The 19,519-nt window shown below is 66.7% G+C and carries 17 protein-coding genes; 6 read left to right on the forward strand and 11 right to left on the reverse strand.

What is annotated here, in order from left to right:
• Positions 1–109 precede the first annotated feature (109 nt).
• Entirely contained in the window at positions 110–1,435 is a 1,326-nt protein-coding gene (locus HMPREF1224_RS19700) for a phospholipase C/P1 nuclease family protein (protein WP_003117534.1), read from the reverse strand.
• 216 nt (positions 1,436–1,651) lie between these two features.
• Here HMPREF1224_RS19700 and HMPREF1224_RS19705 point away from each other — a divergent pair, with 216 nt between their 5' ends.
• Positions 1,652–3,367 carry an MFS transporter gene (locus HMPREF1224_RS19705; protein ID WP_003103747.1) on the forward strand — a complete coding sequence of 572 codons (1,716 nt, stop codon included), beginning with the start codon at positions 1,652–1,654 and terminating at the stop codon, positions 3,365–3,367.
• A gap of 121 nt (positions 3,368–3,488) precedes the next feature.
• Here the strand turns inward: HMPREF1224_RS19705 and HMPREF1224_RS19710 are convergent, their stop codons facing one another.
• On the reverse strand, positions 3,489–4,829 hold the full coding sequence (locus tag HMPREF1224_RS19710; protein ID WP_010793278.1) for a DEAD/DEAH box helicase: 1,341 nt from the start codon (positions 4,827–4,829) through the stop codon (positions 3,489–3,491).
• 185 nt (positions 4,830–5,014) lie between these two features.
• Here HMPREF1224_RS19710 and HMPREF1224_RS19715 point away from each other — a divergent pair, with 185 nt between their 5' ends.
• The 4 genes from HMPREF1224_RS19715 to HMPREF1224_RS19730 all read left to right on the forward strand — a co-directional run bounded on the left by HMPREF1224_RS19715 (position 5,015) and on the right by HMPREF1224_RS19730 (position 8,895).
• Entirely contained in the window at positions 5,015–6,382 is a 1,368-nt protein-coding gene (locus HMPREF1224_RS19715) for an MFS transporter (RefSeq protein WP_003103751.1), read from the forward strand.
• Positions 6,383–6,549: 167 nt separating this feature from the next.
• Positions 6,550–7,878: a mechanosensitive ion channel family protein gene (locus HMPREF1224_RS19720; protein WP_003103754.1), complete on the forward strand. Its 1,329-nt coding sequence runs from the start codon at positions 6,550–6,552 to the stop codon at positions 7,876–7,878.
• A 19-nt stretch (positions 7,879–7,897) separates the two neighbouring features.
• Entirely contained in the window at positions 7,898–8,440 is a 543-nt protein-coding gene (locus HMPREF1224_RS19725) for a dihydrofolate reductase family protein (RefSeq protein WP_003119560.1), read from the forward strand.
• The gene (locus HMPREF1224_RS19730; RefSeq protein ID WP_003113894.1) at positions 8,437–8,895 is read left to right on the forward strand and encodes an NUDIX hydrolase; all 459 of its coding nucleotides are present in this window, start codon (positions 8,437–8,439) and stop codon (positions 8,893–8,895) included. The genes HMPREF1224_RS19725 and HMPREF1224_RS19730 overlap by 4 nt, the downstream gene beginning before the upstream one ends.
• A gap of 121 nt (positions 8,896–9,016) precedes the next feature.
• On the opposite strand, the gene HMPREF1224_RS19735 is transcribed toward HMPREF1224_RS19730, so the two are convergent.
• Positions 9,017–10,711 (reverse strand): NAD-dependent malic enzyme, encoded by a 1,695-nt coding sequence (locus HMPREF1224_RS19735; protein WP_003103761.1) that lies wholly within the window; start codon positions 10,709–10,711, stop codon positions 9,017–9,019.
• 456 nt (positions 10,712–11,167) lie between these two features.
• On the opposite strand from HMPREF1224_RS19735, the gene HMPREF1224_RS19740 reads away from it, so the two are divergent.
• On the forward strand, positions 11,168–11,764 hold the full coding sequence (locus HMPREF1224_RS19740; RefSeq protein ID WP_003103763.1) for a C40 family peptidase: 597 nt from the start codon (positions 11,168–11,170) through the stop codon (positions 11,762–11,764).
• A 20-nt stretch (positions 11,765–11,784) separates the two neighbouring features.
• Here the strand turns inward: HMPREF1224_RS19740 and rarD are convergent, their stop codons facing one another.
• The 8 genes from rarD to dcd form a co-directional block, all read right to left on the reverse strand.
• Complete coding sequence (gene rarD / locus HMPREF1224_RS19745) at positions 11,785–12,684, reverse strand: EamA family transporter RarD (protein ID WP_003103767.1); 900 nt, start codon at positions 12,682–12,684, stop codon at positions 11,785–11,787.
• On the reverse strand, positions 12,681–13,541 hold the full coding sequence (locus HMPREF1224_RS19750) for a carboxylate/amino acid/amine transporter (RefSeq protein WP_010793279.1): 861 nt from the start codon (positions 13,539–13,541) through the stop codon (positions 12,681–12,683). Before HMPREF1224_RS19750 ends, rarD begins: the two co-directional genes overlap by 4 nt.
• A gap of 93 nt (positions 13,542–13,634) precedes the next feature.
• A complete protein-coding gene (gene pheC / locus HMPREF1224_RS19755) occupies positions 13,635–14,441 on the reverse strand; it encodes a cyclohexadienyl dehydratase (protein WP_003092003.1) in 807 nt (268 codons plus the stop codon).
• A 154-nt stretch (positions 14,442–14,595) separates the two neighbouring features.
• On the reverse strand, positions 14,596–15,201 hold the full coding sequence (gene rhlI, locus HMPREF1224_RS19760; protein WP_003111059.1) for an acyl-homoserine-lactone synthase RhlI: 606 nt from the start codon (positions 15,199–15,201) through the stop codon (positions 14,596–14,598).
• Positions 15,202–15,380: 179 nt separating this feature from the next.
• Positions 15,381–16,106, reverse strand: a complete 726-nt coding sequence (gene rhlR, locus HMPREF1224_RS19765; RefSeq protein WP_003119559.1) for a quorum sensing system transcriptional regulator RhlR — start codon at positions 16,104–16,106, stop codon at positions 15,381–15,383.
• Positions 16,107–16,230: 124 nt separating this feature from the next.
• A complete protein-coding gene (locus HMPREF1224_RS19770) occupies positions 16,231–17,511 on the reverse strand; it encodes a glycosyltransferase (protein ID WP_003092007.1) in 1,281 nt (426 codons plus the stop codon).
• Positions 17,512–17,576: 65 nt separating this feature from the next.
• Positions 17,577–18,464, reverse strand: coding sequence for a 3-(3-hydroxydecanoyloxy)decanoate synthase (rhlA, locus tag HMPREF1224_RS19775; protein ID WP_003092013.1), 888 nt, complete (start codon positions 18,462–18,464; stop codon positions 17,577–17,579).
• Between the two features lie 423 nt (positions 18,465–18,887).
• Positions 18,888–19,454 (reverse strand): dCTP deaminase, encoded by a 567-nt coding sequence (dcd, locus tag HMPREF1224_RS19780; RefSeq protein ID WP_003092017.1) that lies wholly within the window; start codon positions 19,452–19,454, stop codon positions 18,888–18,890.
• Positions 19,455–19,519 lie beyond the last annotated feature (65 nt).

Here is a 19,519-nt window from a genome sequence, read left to right on the forward strand (position 1 = left end):
AACGCCCATGGCGTTATCCGCCCTACACGCCCCGGAAACGCCGGACAGTGCCCCCGCTCCGTAGGGCGAATAACCGCTCGCGGTTATCCGCCGCTTATCCGCCGCCCCCTCACTCCTTCGCCCCACCCTCCTCCGTCTCCAACGCCGCCCTGACGATGTTCCGGCTATGCGCGCCGAAATGCCCGATCAGCTCGATCAGTTGCGCGTTCAGCCCCGCATTGTCGTGGGCCTCGGGGCGTGGCTGGTTGCTCTCGCTGAAGTCCTGCGCGGCGGAGGCCGGGCGGGCGGCCAGCCATTCGCCGATGGCGGCGTCGAAGGCCGCGGCGTGGGCGTTCGACTCGGCGGCCACCACCTCGCGCAAGTAGGTCGGCGAATAGGCCGGATAGGCACCGTCGCGGCGGGTGTCGGCGTAGGCGTCGAGCATCGGCTGCGGGCGGCCGTCGCGGAGCAGTTGGCGCAGCCAGTCGAACTGGTATTTCTCCACCGCGGTATGGCGGTTCGCGACACGCTCGATGGCCGCCTGCTTTTCCTCCGGGTAGCCGAGCAATGCCTTGCCCTCCATCTGTAGCATCGCCGCCAGGCTGGCACCGGGCAGCGGCGTGGAGTGGTAGGGCTGGGTGATGTCCTGGATGTAGTGCATGCCCCAGCCAAGGAACCGGTAGCCCCAGTAGGGATGACCGTTGGCGAAGGCGAAGCGGGACAGGCCGAAGTACTGGTAGGCACGCCATTCCGGCCAGGCCCGGGCGAGGAACGGCGCGCCGCTGTAGATCACCGCCGCCTCGTGATAGAAGCCCATGTGGAACGGCGCCTGGGAGCTGAACTCGAAGCGCGGGTCGCCGAATGGCTGGGTGCCGAAGCCGTAGCGCTGGCCGGCTTCGCCGGGGTTGTCGCTGAACAGGTTGATGTCGTGGCCGTAGTCCGGTTCGTCGGCGGCGGTGGCCAGCACTGCCAGGGGCGCGACTCGCTCGCCGGGCTCCAGGCGGATGAAACGCCAGGCGGTCCACGGCGAGAGGTTCTGGAACACCAGCACCTCCTGTGGCTTGAGGTGCGGGCGCTGCGGCTGGTCCTGCCCGGGAAGCGGCTGGAGCGCCAGCGCCAGGCGGATCTCCGGGTTGACCCGCAGCGCCGCGAGGAACGCCTGACGCAAGTCGCCGGCCTCGCCCTCGGCAGCGAAGCGCAGGGCGTCCGGACGCGCCGGGTAGTTGCCGATATGCGCTCGGGCGTAGGCTTCCTGCTCGTCCAGCAGGGCGGCCAGTCCGCCGCGCTCGGCGGCGAGGAACGCCTCCAGCGGCTCCACCTCGACTTCCGGCGCCTCGCGGATGGCCGCCAGCTCGCGCAATGCCAGGTAGCTGCCCACCGTATGGTTGGACCAGGCCCACAGGCTCGGCGAGACGACCCACGCCCCCAGCAGCAGGCAACGCAACAGCAACTTCATCGGCTTTTCGCTCTTGTCTCGACTCGGTGCCGGCAAGCCTACCAATGCGGGACACCCAGGGCACTGTCCTGCCTGGACATCGGAACTCTCCGATAGCGCCATCGGACCAATGTCTATCCACGCCGGGCCGGCCCCATGACCGCCATCAATGGCGCCCAGGCGCCAGGCGGCTAGACTTTCCCGACATCAGGCACGCTGATACAAGGCACCCATCTGATGCTCCAGTCCGTTTCGCCCAAGCACGACCTGCCCCTCAAACCCGAAGGCCAAGCGGCCAAGCCAGAACGCACCGGCACCTGGGCGCCGTTCTCGATCCAGGCCTTCCGCATCATCTGGATCTGCAACCTGTTCGCCAACCTCGGCACCTGGGCCCAGTCGGTGGCCGCCGCCTGGGTGGTCACCGACGCCCACGCCAGCCCGCTGATGGTGGCGATGATCCAGGTCGCCGCGGCGCTGCCGCTGGTGCTGCTGTCGATCCTCTCCGGGGTCATCGCGGACAACCACGACCGGCGCAAGATCATGCTCTGGGGACTCAGCTTCGAGATGACCGGGGCGATGTTCGCCACCCTGCTGGCCTTCCTCGGCTACCTCGACCCGGTGCTGCTGATCATCTCCATCCTCTGGATCTCCCTCGGCGGGTCGGTGACCATCCCGGCCTGGCAGGCGGCGGTCAACGAGCAGGTGCCGGCGCGCATGGTCAGCGACGCGGTGCTGCTCAACAGCGTCAACTACAACGTCGCCCGCGCCGCCGGCCCGGCCCTCGGCGGCCTGTTGCTGAGCGCGGTGGGACCGGCCTGGGTGTTCCTGTTCAACAGCTTCTGCTACATGGCCCTGATCTGGGCGATCTGGCAGTGGCGGCGCGACGTGCCCAAGCGCAGCCTGCCGCCGGAAGGCATCCTCGAAGGCGTCACCGCGGCGCTGCGCTTCACCCAGTACTCCACCGTCACCCGCCTGGTGATGATGCGCTCCTTCGCCTTCGGCCTCTCTGCCAGCGCGGTCTGGGCCCTGCTGCCGCTGCTGGCGCACCGCAACCCGGACGGCGACGCGGCGATCTACGGCTACATGCTCGGCGCCCTCGGCCTCGGCGCGATCCTCGGCAGCACCCAGGTCTCGCGCCTGCGCCAGCGGATCGGCAGCAGCCGGCTGATCAGCCTGGCCGGCTTCACCCTGGCGCTGATCCTGCTGACCCTCGGCCTGGTGGACAACCTCTGGGTCCTGTTCCCGGTGCTGATCCTCGGTGGCGGCTGCTGGATCGGCGCCCTCGCCACCTACAACTCGGCGGTGCAGATCCTCGTCCCCGACTGGATCAAGGCGCGCGCCCTGGCGCTGTACCAGACCGCGCTGTACGGTGGCCTGGCGCTGGGTTCGTTCCTCTGGGGCCATCTCGCCGAGACCATGACCGTGCACGGCGCGCTGCTGGCCGCCGGCTGCCTGCTGCTGGCCTCGGTGATCCTCCTGTACAACTCGCGCCTGCCGGAAATGGACGCCGCCAGTATTTCCCGCGCGCCGGCGAGCATGCCCGGGCAGCCGAGCTTCGTCTTCAACACGCGGCGGGGCATGGTGCTGGTCTCCATCGAATACCGGATTCCCGCCGAGCGCACCCGCGACTTCGTTCGCGCCGCCCAGCCGCTGCGCCGCCTGCGCCTGCGCAACGGCGCGGAGCGCTGGTCGCTGTTCCGCGACGTGAGCAACCCGGAGGTCTGGCAGGAACTGTTCCTGGTGGACAACTGGATCCAGCACCTGCGCATGCTCGACCGCATGACCCTGGCCGACAAGATCGTCATCGACAACGTCACCGCCCTGCATGCCGGCGACGGTCCGCCGCAGATCCGCCATTGCGTGAGCTACGAGGCCAGCAGCTACGATACGCCGCTGGTGAAGAGCGCCACGCCGCCGGCCAACGACGAGGCGGGCGCGACGGCGGGGAGCTGAGAACGGGGCCAGGCAGTCCCCCGGGGCGGACAGCGCCAGCGGCGTTATCCGCCATCCAACGCCGGCGCGGCGGATAACAGCAAACGGTTATCCGCCCTCCGAAGCGGTCGGCGGCGCGCGATCACTCCGCCGTCGGCTTCTTGCGCTTGAGCGGCGCCATGCCGTCGGCGCTGACCACCGCCGACGGCCCGGCCTTCGGCCGCGCGGCGGGCTTGCGCTTGGCCGCGGGCTTGGCGGCGGCGCCCTTCCTGTCCTGCTTTTTCTTCTTGCTGCCGGCGGCCTTGCCCGACGCCTTGAGTTTCTTCGGCCCCTGGTAGGCGGCCTTCAGTTCCTTGATGTTGCGTCGTTCGAAGTTCTGCTTGAGGTAGCGTTCGACGCTCGACATCAGGTTCCAGTCGCCATGGCAGATCAGCGAGATCGCCAGACCCTCGGCGCCGGCGCGACCGGTCCGGCCGATGCGGTGCACGTACTCGTCGCCGCTGCGCGGCATGTCGAAGTTGATCACCAGGTCCAGGCCTTCGACGTCCAGGCCGCGTGCGGCGACGTCGGTGGCGACGAGGATCTTCACCGCGCCCTGCTTCAGGCGCTCGATGGCCAGCTTGCGGTCCTTCTGGTCCTTCTCGCCATGCAGGACGAAGACCTTGTGCTGGTTGGCGATCAGCCGCCCGGTCAGGCGATCGGCGGAGACCCGGGTATTGGTGAAGACGATGGCTTTGGTGTAGGTCTCGTTGCTCAGCAGCCATTGCAGCAACTGTTCCTTGTGCGCCACGTCGTCGGCGGTGATGACCTGCTGGCGGACATTCTCGTTCAGCTCGCCGACCTGGTTCAGGCGCAGCACTTGCGGCTCGCGCAGCACCTCGGCGATCACCTTGTTCAACCCGGCGCCGCTGTGGGTGGCGGAGAACAGCAGGGTCTGGCACTCGGCCGGGCAGGCATTGGCCAGGGCCAGCACGTCGTCGGCGAAGCCCATGTCGAGCATGCGGTCGGCCTCGTCCAGCACCAGCACCTCGATGTCCTGCAACGGCAGGTTGCCGGCGTTGCGCTGCTCGAGCAGGCGGCCGGGGGTGCCGATGATGATCTCCGGGTTCTTGCGCAGGCGCGCGCCCTGCACCTTGAAGTCCTCGCCGCCAGTGATCAGGCAGGCCTTGATGAAGGTGAACTGGGCGAAGCGCTCGACTTCCTTGAGGGTCTGCTGGGCCAGCTCGCGGGTCGGCAGGAGGATCAGCGCGCGCGCCAGGGAGCGCGGCTTGTCCTCGGCCAGCAGGCGGTGCAGCAGCGGCAGCAGGAAGGCCGCGGTCTTGCCGCTGCCGGTCTGCGCCGTGACCCGCAGGTCGTGCCCCTCCAGCGCCTTGGGAATGGCCGCGGCCTGGACCGGCGTCGGCTCGCTGAAGGACAGGCTTTCCAGTGCCTTCAGCAGGCGTTCGTGGAGGGGAAATTGGCTGAACAAGGGAAACCTCGGCATTGCACGTGAAAATGGACAGGTGCATAGCCTAACGGTTGCCGCGCCGGCGCGCAGGCTTTATTCGCGCGGCGCGACGGCCAGCGCCGGCGTCGCAATCGGCTCGACGCCGGGTCGCCGCCAGGCAAGCACGGCGCGGGCGGCGATCGCAGACTCGTTCGACGCCCGCCGCCCAGAGGAACCAGGTCATGCCCGACGCGCCCGCATCCGCCGCCGAACGCCTCGAACGGCTGCCGCTGAGTCCATATCACCGACTGGTCTTCGTGATCATCGCGCTGGCGTTCTTCTTCGACTCGATGGACCTGGCGATGATGACCTTCCTGCTCGGCTCGATCAAAGCCGAGTTCGGGCTCGACTCGGCGCAGGCCGGGCTGCTGGCCAGCTCGAGCTTCTTCGGCATGGTGATCGGCGCGGCCCTGTCGGGCATGCTCGCCGACCGCTTCGGGCGCAAGCCGGTATTCCAGGCCAGCATCGTGCTCTGGGGCCTGGCCAGCTACCTGTGCTCCACCGCCGGCGACCTCGACAGCCTGACCTACTACCGGGTATTGCTGGGGATCGGCATGGGGATGGAGTTTCCCATCGCCCAGTCGCTGCTGTCGGAGATGATCCCGGCCAGCCGCCGCGGCAAGTACATTGCGCTGATGGACGGCTTCTGGCCGCTGGGCTTCGTCGCTGCCGGCTGCCTGTCCTACTTCCTGCTGCCGCTGACCGGCTGGCGCAGCATTTTCCTGGTGCTGGCGCTGCCGGCGGTGTTCGTCCTCGCCATCCGCTTCCTGATTCCCGAGTCGCCGCGCTGGCTGGAGCAGGCCGGCCGGCGCGAACAGGCGGACCGGGTATTGCGCGACATAGAAGCACGGGTGATGCGTTCGCTGGGCCTGTCCGAACTGCCGCCGCCGCTGCGCCAGCCGCAGCGGGAACGCAGCCGTCCGGGCTTCTTCAGCGCCTTCGCCGAACTCTGGTCGCCAGCCTACCGGCGCCGCACCCTGACCGTCTGGGGCCTGTGGTTCTTCGCCCTGCTCGGTTTCTACGGCCTGACCTCCTGGCTCAGCGCGCTGCTCCAGCAATCCGGCTTCGCCGTCACCCAGTCGGTGTACTACACGGTGCTGATTTCGCTGGCCGGGATACCCGGCTTCCTCTGCGCGGCCTGGCTGGTGGAAAGCTGGGGCCGCAAGCCGAGCTGCGTGCTGATGCTCCTCGGCGGCGGCGCGATGGCCTACGCCTACGGCCAGACCGCGGTGTTCGGCGGCAGCCTGGCACTGCTGATCGGCTTCGGCCTGGCCATGCAGTTCTTCCTGTTCGGCATGTGGGCGGTGCTCTACACCTATACCCCGGAACTCTATCCGACCTCCGCGCGCGCCACCGGCTCGGGCTTCGCCTCGGCGGTCGGGCGGATCGGCTCGCTGCTCGGCCCGCTGGTCACCGGGCTGGTCCTGCCGCTCACCGGCCAGGGCGGGGTGTTCACCCTCGGCGCCCTCTGTTTCGGCGTCGCCGCCCTGGTGGTCTGGGCCTTCGGCATCGAGACCCGCGGGCGCACCCTGGAGGAGCTTGCCGGCTGAGCCCGCGCGTCGGCGGAAAACCTTTGTAGACACGTCGGGGATGCGATCCGGCGCCCGATGGGGCACTCTTGGTTCCTTTGTGCGTTCCCGGCCCCCGCGTCGGGATGTCCGTTCAACCGCGGGGCCGGCCCGTCCCCCCCGCCCGCAACAAAGGAAGTCGCCTGTCCATGGACTCCACATCCCTTCTCGACCAGCTCTCCGGGTACTGGTCGGCGCTCGACCAACACCCTATCCTGCACGCCGGCCTGGCCTTCGGCCTGCTGCTGGTGGGCGCCCTGATCCTCGGCCGGGTGGCCCGCTACATCGTCCTCTACGCCGCCAACCTGCTCGCCCGCCAGCCCGCGCTGCACTGGCTCGGCGACCTGATCCGCAACAAGGTGTTCCAGCGCCTGGCGCAGACCACGCCCTCGCTGCTGGTGCAATTCGGCCTGCCATGGATCCCGGAGATGCCGGACAAGGCCGCGCACTTCCTCGGCAACCTGGCACTGGCCTTCACCGTGCTGTTCCTGATCCTCGCCCTCACAGCGCTGCTGAATGCCCTGCTGGACATCTACGCGCGTACCGAGCACGCCCGCACCCGCTCGATCAAGGGCTACGTGCAACTGGCGAAGATCGCCGTGTTCGTGTTCGGCGCGATCATCATCGTCTCGATCATCATCGACCGCTCGCCGCTCCTGCTGCTGTCCGGCCTCGGCGCGATGTCGGCGGTCCTCCTGCTGGTCTACAAGGACACCCTGATGTCCTTCGTCGCCAGCGTGCAGCTCACCAGCAACGACATGCTGCGAGTCGGCGACTGGATCGAGATGCCGCAGGTCGGCGCCGACGGCGACGTGGTGGACATCACCCTGTACACCGTGAAGGTGCAGAACTTCGACAAGACCATCGTCTCGGTGCCGACCTGGCGCCTGATGTCGGAGTCGTTCAAGAACTGGCGCGGCATGCAGCAGTCCGGCGGACGGCGGATCAAGCGGGCGATCTACGTCGACTCCAGCCAGGTGCGTTTCCTCGACGAGAAGGAAGAGCGGCGCCTGAGCCAGGTGCGCCTGCTCACCGAATACATGGCCCGCAAGCAGACCGAGTTGCAGGAGTGGAATGCCGCCAACGGCGGGGTCGCCCCGCTGGCCGCCAACCGCCGCCGGCTGACCAACATCGGTACGTTCCGCGCCTACGCCCTCGCCTACCTGCAGAACCATCCGGACATCCATCCGCACATGACCTGCATGGTCCGCCAGTTGCAGCCGACCGCCCAGGGCATCCCGCTGGAGATATACTGCTTCACCCGCACCACCGCCTGGGTCGACTACGAGCGCATCCAGGGCGACGTGTTCGACTACCTGCTGGCGGTGATGCCGGAGTTCGGCCTCGGCGCCTACCAGCAGCCCAGCGGCCAGGACCTGCGCCAGGGGCTGCAGGGCATGCTCGAAGGGCGTGACGCCGAGGCCCGTTCGTTCGAGGCGTTGGCCGCACCGAGCCGCAGCGACGAAGCCACTGTCTGAAGCGAGGGGAGCGCCGTCCATGAAACCGCACCTGATCTACTACGTCGCCACCAGCCTGGACGGCTTCATCGCCCGTCCCGACGGTAGCGTCGACTGGCTCGACCGTTTCGCCGAGGGCGGCAACGACCATGGCTACAACGGCTTCTACCAGGGCATCGACGGGCTGCTGATGGGCCGCGGCACCTACGATATCGTGCGCGGCTTCGGCGACTGGCCGTATCCGGGCAAGCCCTGCCAGGTGCTCACCCGCAATCCCCGGGAGAGCGCGGTGGAAGGCGTCGAGTTGCGCCATGGCACGCCCCAGGAAGGCCTCGCACGCCTCGGCGAACAGGGCTGCCGGCGGGTCTGGCTGGCCGGCGGCGGCAGCCTCGCCGGTAGTTGCCTGGCGGCCGGGCTGCTCGACGAGGTGATCGTCAGCGTCATTCCGCAGCTGCTCGGCGCCGGCATCCCGCTGTTCGCCGGCGGCCGCGAGCGGCGCCTGCAACTGCTGGAACAACATGGCTACAACAGCGGCATCGTACAGATGCGCTATCAGGTGATCGCCGAGGACGACCCGCAATGACCGACAACCTGCTGAGCATTTCCGCCGCCTGCCTGTTCGACGACCAGGGCAACCTGTTGCTGGTGCGCAAGCGCGGCACCCAGGCCTTCATGCTCCCGGGCGGCAAGCGCGAGCCGGGCGAAACGCCCCTCGCCGCGCTACAGCGCGAACTGCTGGAGGAACTGCGCCTGCCGATGGGCGCCTCGACCTTCGAGCACCTCGGCAGCTTCCAGGCGCCGGCGGCCAACGAGGCGAACACCCGCGTCGATGCCGATATCTACGTCGCCCGCTTGCCCCACGCCGTCTGTGCGCAGGCGGAGCTGGAGGAACTGGCCTGGCTGGTCCCCGGCCAAGCGCAGCCGGACAATCTCGCGCCGCTGCTGCGCGATCATGTCCTGCCGGCCCTGGCGCGGCGCGCGGCGGAAAACCCGGAAACCCAGGCCGAACACCGGACGCGCCCCGATCATGTGCGCTGAGCGCTAGCGCTACCGTCAACGAAAAAGGCCACCTCGGGGTGGCCTTTTCGCGTTCTCGCACCGATCGCGCGGAATATCGGCGGTTAACGCCTCTCCCCCGTGCGCAGCCTGCGGCTGAGCCTCAGAACGAAGTCCGGCGGTAGGCACGGTAGCGCGGGAACCAGAAGTTCGCCTCGATGGCGTCGTTCAGTACCTCGTCGCTGGTATGCAGGGCCTTGCCCTCGGCCTGGGCCTGCTTGGCCACGGCGACGGCGATGCGCTTGCTGACCTCGCGGATGTCGCCCAGCGCCGGCAACACGGCGCCCTCGCCCTGGGTAACGATCGGCGAGCAGTTGGCCAGGGCGTTGGCCGCGGCCATCAGCATGCCTTCGGTGACCCGGTTGGCCCGCGCGGCGATCACCCCCAGGCCGATGCCGGGGAAGATATAGGCGTTGTTGCACTGGGCGATGGGAATCCGCTTGTCGCCCACCTGCACCGGTTGGAACGGGCTACCGGTGGCGACCAGCGCCTGGCCGTCGGTCCAGTTGAGGATTTCCTGCGGAGTCGCCTCGACCCGCGAGGTCGGGTTGGACAGCGGCATCACCAGCGGCTGCTTGCAATGGCTGTGCAGCTCACGGATTACCTCTTCGGAAAACAGCCCGCGCTGCCCGGAGACGCCGATCAGCACCGTCGGCCGGGCATTGCGGATCACTTCCAGCAACGCCAGGTCGTCGCCCTGCTGGCCGCCCCAGGCACCGAGATCGGCGCGTTTCTGCGCCAGGCGGTGCTGGAAGTCGAGCAGGTTGCTCATGTCGTCGGTGAGCAGGCCCCAGCGGTCGACCATGAAGATGCGCCGACGCGCCTGGGCCTCGTCCAGGCCCTCCAGTTGCATGGCGGCGATGATCTGTTCGGCGATGCCGCAACCGGCGGAGCCGGCGCCGACGAAGGTCACGGTCTGCTCGCTGAGCTTCTCGCCCTTGGCCTTGCAAGCCGCCAGCAGGGTGCCCACGGCCACCGCGGCGGTGCCCTGGATGTCGTCGTTGAAGCAGCACAGCTCGTCCTTGTAGCGCTCCAGCAACGGCATGGCATTGGTCTGGGCGAAGTCCTCGAATTGCAGCAGGACGTTGGGCCAGCGGCGCTTGATCGCCTGGATGAACAGGTCGACGAACTCCTCGTACTGCGCCCCGCTCACCCGCTCGTGGCGCCAGCCCATGTACATCGGGTCGTTGAGCAGGTCCGGGTTGTTGGTGCCGACGTCCAGCACCACCGGCAGGGTGTAGGCCGGGCTGATACCGCCGCAGGCGGTGTACAGCGACAGCTTGCCGATCGGGATGCCCATCCCGCCGATGCCCTGGTCGCCGAGGCCGAGGATCCGCTCGCTGTCGGTGACCACCACGATCTTCACGTTGTTCTTGGTGGCGCTGCGCAGGATGTCGTCGATCCGCTCGCGGTCCGGGTAGGAGATGAACAGGCCGCGGTGGGTCCGGTAGATCTTCGAGAACTCCTGGCAGGCCTGGCCGACCGTGGGGGTGTAGATGATCGGCATCATTTCTTCCAGGTGCTCCTCGAGCAGGCGGAAGAACAGGGTCTCGTTGTTGTCCTGGATCGAGCGCAGGAAGATGTGGCGGTCCAGATCGGTGTTGCACAGGTTGTACTGGCTGTAGGCGCGCTCGGTCTGCTCCTCGATGGTCTCGATGTTGTGCGGCAGCAGGCCCTGCAGGTTGAAATCGATGCGTTCCTGGGTACTGAACGCGCTGCCTTTGTTCAGCAACGGCATCTCCAGCAGCGATGGGCCGGCATGGGGAACGTACAAGGGACGCTTGGCTGTTTCAGTCATATCTGGACTCGCTTCTACGGGCTTCACTCGGGTACGGGGAACACGAACATACCCCCGGCGCAGAGGCTTTCCAAGGCCACGGCGAACAACAGGTCATTGCCGGACCCGCAAGTATCGCCACTTGCACGGCGAAACCGGCGCGTCACATCCGGAACCGATCATTCGACGAATGGTCAGAAGGCCGGCGTCAAAATAGGTCACAATAGCCGCCGCTTTCGTAGGGGAATACGCTGGGAACGCCGATGAGTCCCCGATTTTCCTTCGTGAAGCCCGTTATCGCCGGGACAACCTGAATGCATCCAGGCCCGGAAGCAGTTGGCCGTTTCGTTTGACGGCCTGGTCGGAAGAGTCAGGAGGGCTCGTTCCGGTCACCCAGAAGACACTCCGATGAACAGAGAGTAACCACGAACCAGCGGAAGCCTGGACCGTTATTCACGCACGCGAAGACATGCCGAAATGCGTTCACCCTTTTTGACATGCCTGTCTGTAGGCTTCGCGGCCCTTCTGGCCGCCCTCTCGACGCCCAGCCTGGCTTCCAACCAGGTCACCCACACCTTCAAGCCGTCGAAGAATTCCACCCTGTCGCCCAGCCGGGTCGTCAGCACCCGCCAGTCCGCCAACCGCTCGGTGGTCGCGGCCGCCGCTTCCGAAGTCACCGACCGCGCCTTCAGCATGATCGGCACCCCCTACCGCTGGGGCGGCACCACGCCGAAGAAAGGCTTCGATTGCAGCGGCCTGGTCAACTATGTGTTCCAGGACGTCGACGACGTCGACCTGCCGCGGACCGCCCGCGCCATCTACAACATGGACAACAACAAGGTCTCCCGCGGCAAGCTGCAACCGGGCGACCTGGTGTTCTTCCGGATCCGCAGCCGCAGCGTCGACCACGTCGGCATCTACGTAGGCAACGACCGCTTCGTGCATGCGCCGCGGCGCGGCAAGAAGGTCCGCGTCTCCGACCTCAACAGCAGCTACTGGAAACGCCACTACCTGGCCGGCAAGCGCATCCTGCCGACCACCCTCGCCCAGGTCGAAAGCACCCGCAAGCGCTGATTCCGGCGCCTGCGGCTCGCTCAGATGCCCCGCCGCGCCTGTTTCCTCAGCAGGCGCGCGCTGTCCCAGCCGGTCAACAGCACCGCCAGCCAGATCGGCGCGTAGGTCCATAGCTGCTCGGGACGGAACGCCTCGCCGAGGAACAGTACCGCCACCAGGAACAGCAGCACCGGTTCGACGTAGCTGAGAATCCCGAACAGCCCCATCGGCAGCAGCCGGCTGGAAGCCATCATCGCGCCGAAGGCCAGCGCGCTGATCAGCCCCAGCATCGGCAGCAGCAGCCACAGGCGCGGCGCCTCGCGGAAGGCCTGGCTCTCGTCGCCCAGCCAGTACAGCGCGGCCAACGCCAGCGGCAGCAGGAAGAGCATCTCGAAGACGAACCCGGACAGCGCGTCCACGCCCATCCTGCGCCGCAGCATGAAGTACGGGGGATAGCCCAGCGCGGTGACCAGGGAGACCCAGGAGAACGCGCGGGTCAGCCAGAACTCGTGGAGCACCCCGGCCAGCGCGCAGGCCACGGCGATAGCCTGCAGCGGCGTCAGGCGCTCGCCGTAGAACACCCGCCCCACCAGCACCATCGCCAGCGGCAGGAGGAAGTAGCCCAGCGACAGTTCAAGGGTTTTCCCGGCCAACGGCGCCCAGATGAAGATGCCCCATTGCAGCAGCATCATCGCCGCGGTCAGCGGGAAGCAGGCCAGCAGCCAGGGCTCGGCGAACAGCCGGCACCAGGCGGCGCGCAGGGTCGGCCACTGGCGGGTGGCGACGACCAGCAGGAATACCATCGGGATCGACCAGACCACCCGATGCGCCACCACCTGCAGGCTGTCCAGCGGCTCCAGCAGGTGGACGTAGCCCGGCAGGGTAACGAACAGCACCGAGGCGGCCAGCGACAGCAGCACGCCCTGTCCGGAAATCCTCATGCACGCACCTCGCGCCGGCCGAGCCGGTTGACCCACAGCGAAGCGACGATCACCGCGCCGCCCAGGGCCAAGCGCGGCAGGTCGGCGTGCTGGTTCCAGATCAGCAGGTTGAGCAGCAACCCGACCGGCACGTGCAGGTTGTTCATCACCGCCAGGGTACCGGCGTCCACCTCGGTGGCGCCCTTGTTCCACCAGAACTGGCCGAGGGCGGTGGCCAGCAGCCCCATCCATACCAGTACGCCCCATTGCAGCTCGCCGGCCGGCAGGCGCTGCGGATCGCCGAACAGCAGCCAGGCAGGCAACGCCACCAGCAGCGCGCCAACGAAGAAATAACCGAAGCGCTGGCGCTGCGGCAGCTCGGACGGGTACTTGCGCACCATGCGCTTGTACAGCACCTGGCCGGCGGCGAAGGTGGCGTTGGCCAGTTGCAGCAGCAGGAAGCCCTGGAGGAACTCGCCGGTGATCCCGTCGTAGCGGATGATCGCCGCGCCCAGCACCGCCACCAGCGCGGCGGCCAGGGCCCAGAAGTTGAAGCGGCGGTTGAGCAGGTCGTCGAACAGGGCCACGTGGACCGGCGTCAGCACGGTGAACAGCAGCACCTCGGGCACCGTCAGCACGTTGAAGCTCAGGTACAGGCAGACGTAGGTGATGCCGAACTGCAGCGCGCCGACCAGCATCACCCCGCCGACGAAACGCGGTTCGACGCCGCGCCAGCGGGTCAGCGGGAGAAACACCAGGCCAGCGAGAAGGACCCGGGTAAGCACGGCGAAGTAGCTGTCGACCTGGCCGGCGAGGTACTCGCCGATCAGGTTGAAGGAGAACGCCCAGAGGACGGTGACGAACAGTAGATAACGCATGGACCAGGCACCAGGATGGGGCGCCGACCATAACGTTTTTGCCGCCGCCAAGGAAGGCCGCGCGGGCCCGCGGCCACCCTCGCCGCCCCTGTATTACTTGCCGTGCGCGGTGGGCCAGCGGTATTCGAGCCAGTGCTCCATGCGCTGGCGCAACAAGCCGCTCTGCTCGGCGATGTGCAGCCACTGGTCGACGTAGCGCTTGAAGGCCTCGTCGCGCGGCAGCAGGTAGGCCTTCTCGGCGAAGTCGAAGGGTTGCTGCGGATGCACGGCGCAGAGTTCCGGGTGCAGACGCGACTGCAGGCGGGCCTCGATGGCGTCGGTCATCATCAGGTCGGCCTTGCCGTCGACGATCTGCTGGAAGATCGTCACGTTGTCCGGATGCACCAGGATCCGGGCCTTCTTCAGGTTCGCCCGGGCGAACTTCTCGTTGGTGCCGCCGGGGTTGACGATGGCCGTCACGCCCGGCTGGTCGATCTGCTCCAGGGTCTGGAAACGCGCTTCTTCGCTACAGAGGGTGATCGGCGTCTTGCCGTCGCGCAGGTAGGGAATCGAGAAATACGCCTGGCGCTGGCGCTCCAGGTTGATCGAGATGCCGCTCATGGCGATGTCGAAGCGGTCGTCGGCGAAATCGCGCATCAGGTTCGGCCAACTGGTCGGCACCACTACCAGCTTGGCCCCCAGGCTCTCGGCCAGGCGCTGCGCCATGTCCACGTCGAAACCGGCGTAACCGCCCTCTTCCGTGCGGTAGCTGAAGGGCTTGTAGTCGCCAGTGGTGGCGACGCGCAGCACGCCGCTTTCGAGGATGCGGTCGAGGCGGCTCTCCTGCGCCTGGAGGCTGGCGCTGGCCAGCAGCGCAAGGCAGGCCAGGGCCTGGACGAGATGGCGGAATGACTTCGGCATGGCGACTCCTCGGGATGGCGGACCGCAGAGAGACTACGCAAGTCGGCAGCCGCGGCCAAATCCCGGAATGCAGGGGAACGCCCGATGACGCCGGGGCGCGGGCCGAGCATGCGGCAGGAGAAGCGGAAAAAAGTGCGCGAAACGGCTGACGACCTCACACCGCCATCGACAGCGGTACGCCCTGCAGCCATTCCGGGTGGTAGCGCAGCAGCATCTCCAGGCCGCGCTCCTGGTAGGCCGGGAAGCTGATCGCGACCAGCGTCTCGCCCTTGACCTTCTGCGGCGGGCCGAGGCGCTGGAGGATCACGCCGTTGCGAACGAAATAGCGCTCCATGGCCGTGGTGGTCACCGCCACCACCGAACTGGCGCCCAGGTACCAGGCGCATTGCAGGCTGGACCAGAATATCTTCATCGCCAGTTGCGGATCGTCCGCCGCGCTGGCGGCGTAACGCGAAAGCTCCCAGACCGACGGATCGCTGGGCGGGGTTTCGCTGCACAGGTAGGCGAAGACTTCCTTGAGCAGGTAGGCGTCGGTCGTCGGCAACAGGCGGGCACAACCGCAGATACCCTGGCGGCCCATGGCGACGATGTAGCGGGTTTGCGGATGGTCGAACTGGTCGAACTCCTGGTCGCGGACCCTGGAGGTGGAGACCACATCCCAGCCCAGCTTCTCGATGAAGACCTGATGCCGGTAGCGTCCCAGCTCGGCGATCATGGCGGCGGAAAGCCCTTCCAGCGATTCAGAGAGCAATTCGATCATGACCAAGTCCCCGTGTCGTGCCGGCCGAGAAAAAAAGGCGGCATCCCTACCCTGATACTCCTGGGCCCTCTCAGTCGGAGGACATACCAGCACACACATGAGGGGGAAGACTAAAGGAGGATGAACGGCAGGCAACCTGCCAGATCTGGTAGGGCGCGCCAGCCGGCGCGCCCTAAGCATCAGATGAGGCCCAGCGCCGCGGCGTAGGCGGCAGCCAGCGTCTTGTTCGGCGCGTCGAACTTCTTCTGGATGTTCTTGTGGTGGAAGTTCACCGTGCTCTCGGAGATGCTCAGGATGATGGCGATTTCCCCGGAACTCTTGCCGTCGGCGGTCCATTGCAGGATCTCGCGCTCGCGATGGCTCAGGCAGACCGGGTTGGACATCAGCATCGGATGCTCCAGGTCGGTCAGCTTCTGGGTCAGCAACTCGATCATGCAACGCAGCCGCAGGCGTATTTCCTCGCGCTCGAAGCTGGAGATATTCTGCTGGTCGCGCGCCACGGAAAGCACGCTGAGCAAATTGTTCGGCGCGCGGATCGGCAAGGTCGCGCCGACACAGAGGCCCCAATCGCGAGCCTCGTTCCAGAGCATCCGGCTCTGGTCGAACAGGCTGTCGCTCCAGACCACCATTTCCGAGGAGCGCAGGCCGTTGAGGATCGCCGGATCCACGGCCCCGTAGTTCTGCATCTGGTATCGTTCCAGCCAGGCCTTGGGATAGGTGCCATGGACCTCGGTCTTCGGCCGGGTGAAGGGAATCGTATGGCGCACGCCATAGGCGTAGTAATCGAAGCCCAGGCGCCGCACTTCCTTTTCCAGGACGGCGAACACGCCCTGGCTGTCGTGGATCGGCTGCATCTCGCTACGCAAACCGTCCCACCACAGCAAAAAGCCTCCGTCATTCCTCATTGCAGTAAGCCCTGATCGATAAAATGCATCACAGCAGAATTGGCCCGGGGTATGACGCTGTCAAGCGCGCAGCCTTGCCGATACGGCAAAATCATGGCAACCCTATCTGTTATGCCAGCACCGTTCAGGACGCAGCCTTCAGCCATCGCGCATCCCCCTCCCTATGACAACGTTCGACCACCTGGGCCGCTTTACCGCAAGCGATACTGTGCGGTTGTGACAATTCCATGAAACGCCGACAGGCCGCCGCCATGGCCGGGTCCTCGAGCAAGCGCCACAGCGCCCCGCGCAACTCCTGCTCGCGCAACGGCACGCCCAGGCGCATCCCGCAGCCGAGCCGGACCAGCCGTTCGGCATTGTCGAACTGGTCGTGGGCGCAGGGCAGCAGCACCTGCGGCACCCCCGCCGCCAAGGCCAGGCTCATGGCGCCGATACCGCCCGGATGGACCAGCCCGGCGCACGATGGCAGCAAGGCTCCCAGTGGCGCGTAGGCGCGCTGCAGCACATGGTTCGGCAAGCCGCGCAGCGGTTCCTGGCCGGCGCCGGTGAGGAAGATCCCACGTGCGCCGAGGCGTTCCAGCGCGCGCAGGGCCATGGCGTAGAAGTCGCCCTGCAGGTGTTCGGTCGAGCCCTGGGTGAACACCAGCGGCCGGCTGCCCTGATCGAGAAAGCGTTGCAGTTCGTCGTCGAGCGGGGTTCCCGGGATACTGCCGTCGAACAGCGGGAAGCCGGTCATGTGCAGGGGTTGCGGCCAATCCTGCTGGGGCGGCGCGAACCAGGCCGGGAACAGGCAGACCACGCCCTGCGGCGAATGCATCCATTGGGTGAAGATGCGCTTCACCGGCGTCTCCAGGCCGACCTTGCGGCGCACCGCGTTGATCTCCGGCGCGCAGGTGCGATCCAGCTTGAAGCGCTCGATGCAGCGCCAGAGCAGCTTGCGCATCGCCAGCGGCATCTGCTCGGGCACGTTGAACTTGGGGTGTACCGGCGGCAGGTGCGCCGACAACAAGGTCGATGGCGAGACCTGCGCGGACAGGTAGGGAATCCCGTACTTCTCGTGAGCGATGCGTGCGCCCAGCGCCCAGAGCGAGCCGACCACCACGATGTCGTCATGGCGCTGCGCCGAGACGTACTCGTAGACCGGCTCGATCATCCCGGCGATGGCTTGCCAGAGCACGCCGAAGGACGTCTTGGGGTCCCACAGGCGCGGATCGCCCATGGTCCGGCGGTAGGTCAGTTCGTCGCTCAGCGGGACGAACGCGATGCCGTGCTGCTCCACCGCGTCGCGAAACACCGGGATGGTGCAGAGGCTCACGCGGTGCCCGCGCAATTTCAGGGTCCGGGCCAGGCCGATGAAGGGAAATACGTCGCCGGCCGAGCCGATGGCGATGAGGATGGCGTGCATGGGGCTACTCCGTGCGTTATGCAACCGCAAAGCCCGGCCAGGCCGGGTCTTCGCAGGTCAAGGGTTCAGGCGTAGCCGATGGCCATCTCGTGGAATCCCGCCGCGCGTTCCGCCCGCTGCGGCTCCGGTTGCTTCAGCAGGTGCTCGAGCAGGGCGCGGTGCACGCGTACCGCGGCCAGCTTGGACTCCAGGTCGAGGAAATGCCCGGTGCCCTCCACCCGCGAGAAACTGCAGTGCGGCAGGTAGTCGCGGAACTGGCGGGCGTCCTCGGCGGTGGTGTATTCGTCCCAGCTGCCGTTGATGAAATGCACGTGGCTCTGGATCCGCTCCAGGCAAGCCAGGTAGCCCCGATCGTTGAGCGCCAGCACCTGGTCGATGTGAAAGCGCGCCTGCTCGTATTCGCCGGTGGCCAGCGAAGCCATGTGCTGATGGTTGCTGGCTTTCAGGCGCGGCGGCAGGTATTTGCCGACGGTCTCGTTGAGCAGATGGCCGATCGCCGACTTGTCGTCCAGCTCGATCAGCGCCTGCGCCCGCCCGACGTAGTCGAGCATCGCCTGGTTCAGTCCAGGGGCGAATGCCATCACCACCGAGCTGCGGATGCCGCGCGGATTGCGCGACAGCGCCAGCAGCGTGGAGATACCGCCCCAGGACGCGGAGACCAGGTGATTGACCTCGAAGCGCTCGATCAGCGCCAGGAGGATTTCCACCTCGTCGTCCTTGGTGATCAACCCGCGCTGCGGGTTGTGCTGACGCGACTGCCCGGCGAAGGGCAGGTCGAACAGCACCACGTTGAAATGTTCGGCCAGGCACTTGCAGGTCCGGGCGAACGAGGCGGTGGTCGCCATCGCGCCGTTGACCAGCATCACCGTGCTGCGCCCGGGATCCTGCCCAACGCGCTCGACATGTACCCGCAGGCCCTTGCAAACCGATACCAACAGACTTTCGCGCCGCATTTCACACCTCCCAAAAATTTTCGAACAGGCAAACAGCTATCGCTGCCACGGGTATCCCGGCATTACGTAGAGTTCGTTCTTATTGTTCGAACGGCAGACAAGTAACTCAGCGGCCATCCGCGCGGACCAGCCACGGCGGATGCGTACCCCTTCAGGCGAGGGGCTTGTGTGGGTCTTGCAGATCGGCCTGCGCAAACGATTGGCGTCCGTGTTCACGCGTAGCCGATGAACACTTTTTAGCCAATTCGAAAGCTAACGGTAACTGCCAGATTTCACAGGACGGGCGGCCGCCTGCGCATAAGCCCCTGCCCGCCCGCGATAAGGCGTGCCAGAGCGGCCGGCGGGGAACAGCGAGGGGTTGGCGGAAAAGGCATGAAAAAACCGGGCGCCAGGCCCGGTTTCCGGTGTCGAAACGCTCTGGCGTCAGGCTTTTGGCAGGGTCACGCCGCGCTGGCCCTGGTATTTGCCGCCACGGTCCTTATAGGACACTTCGCAGGCCTCGTCGGATTGCAGGAAGAGCATCTGCGCCACGCCTTCGTTGGCGTAGATCTTCGCCGGCAGGTTGGTGGTATTGGAGAACTCGAGGGTCACATGGCCTTCCCACTCCGGCTCCAGCGGAGTGACGTTGACGATGATGCCGCAACGCGCGTAGGTGCTCTTGCCCAGGCAGATGGTCAGGACGTCGCGCGGGATGCGGAAGTACTCGACGGTGCGCGCCAGGGCGAAGGAGTTCGGCGGGATGATGCAGACGTCGCTGTTGATGTCGACGAAGCTTTTCTCGTCGAAGTTCTTCGGATCGACCACCGCCGAATGGATGTTGGTGAACACCTTGAACTCGGCGGCGCAGCGCACGTCGTAGCCGTAGCTGGACACCCCGTAGGAAATCACCCGGCTGTCGTCCGCGCCGCGCACCTGGCGCTCGACGAACGGCTCGATCATGCCGTGCTCCTGAGCCATGCGGCGAATCCACTTGTCCGATTTGATGGTCATGGAGGGTGTCCTGTCGAAAGCTGCGAAAAATGATCGCGAATCTTACCGGGGCCGCCGCCCCAGGG

This window comes from Pseudomonas sp. P179, from assembly GCF_000478485.2.
Lineage (GTDB): Bacteria > Pseudomonadota > Gammaproteobacteria > Pseudomonadales > Pseudomonadaceae > Pseudomonas > Pseudomonas aeruginosa.

Bases quoted from the DNA above. Each gene is read 5' to 3' on its own strand.
- HMPREF1224_RS19740 (WP_003103763.1), top strand. From the start codon at position 11,168: ATGCGTTCACCCTTTTTGACATGCCTGTCTGTAGGCTTCGCGGCCCTT.
- rhlR (WP_003119559.1), bottom strand. From the start codon at position 16,106: ATGAGGAATGACGGAGGCTTTTTGCTGTGGTGGGACGGTTTGCGTAGC.
- dcd (WP_003092017.1), bottom strand. From the start codon at position 19,454: ATGACCATCAAATCGGACAAGTGGATTCGCCGCATGGCTCAGGAGCAC.
- HMPREF1224_RS19715 (WP_003103751.1), top strand. From the start codon at position 5,015: ATGCCCGACGCGCCCGCATCCGCCGCCGAACGCCTCGAACGGCTGCCG.
- HMPREF1224_RS19710 (WP_010793278.1), bottom strand. From the start codon at position 4,829: ATGCCGAGGTTTCCCTTGTTCAGCCAATTTCCCCTCCACGAACGCCTG.
- pheC (WP_003092003.1), bottom strand. From the start codon at position 14,441: ATGCCGAAGTCATTCCGCCATCTCGTCCAGGCCCTGGCCTGCCTTGCG.
- HMPREF1224_RS19735 (WP_003103761.1), bottom strand. From the start codon at position 10,711: ATGACTGAAACAGCCAAGCGTCCCTTGTACGTTCCCCATGCCGGCCCA.
- rhlI (WP_003111059.1), bottom strand. From the start codon at position 15,201: ATGATCGAATTGCTCTCTGAATCGCTGGAAGGGCTTTCCGCCGCCATG.
- rhlA (WP_003092013.1), bottom strand. From the start codon at position 18,464: ATGCGGCGCGAAAGTCTGTTGGTATCGGTTTGCAAGGGCCTGCGGGTA.
- HMPREF1224_RS19720 (WP_003103754.1), top strand. From the start codon at position 6,550: ATGGACTCCACATCCCTTCTCGACCAGCTCTCCGGGTACTGGTCGGCG.
- HMPREF1224_RS19770 (WP_003092007.1), bottom strand. From the start codon at position 17,511: ATGCACGCCATCCTCATCGCCATCGGCTCGGCCGGCGACGTATTTCCC.
- HMPREF1224_RS19700 (WP_003117534.1), bottom strand. From the start codon at position 1,435: ATGAAGTTGCTGTTGCGTTGCCTGCTGCTGGGGGCGTGGGTCGTCTCG.
- HMPREF1224_RS19705 (WP_003103747.1), top strand. From the start codon at position 1,652: ATGCTCCAGTCCGTTTCGCCCAAGCACGACCTGCCCCTCAAACCCGAA.
- rarD (WP_003103767.1), bottom strand. From the start codon at position 12,684: ATGAGGATTTCCGGACAGGGCGTGCTGCTGTCGCTGGCCGCCTCGGTG.
- HMPREF1224_RS19730 (WP_003113894.1), top strand. From the start codon at position 8,437: ATGACCGACAACCTGCTGAGCATTTCCGCCGCCTGCCTGTTCGACGAC.
- HMPREF1224_RS19725 (WP_003119560.1), top strand. From the start codon at position 7,898: ATGAAACCGCACCTGATCTACTACGTCGCCACCAGCCTGGACGGCTTC.
- HMPREF1224_RS19750 (WP_010793279.1), bottom strand. From the start codon at position 13,541: ATGCGTTATCTACTGTTCGTCACCGTCCTCTGGGCGTTCTCCTTCAAC.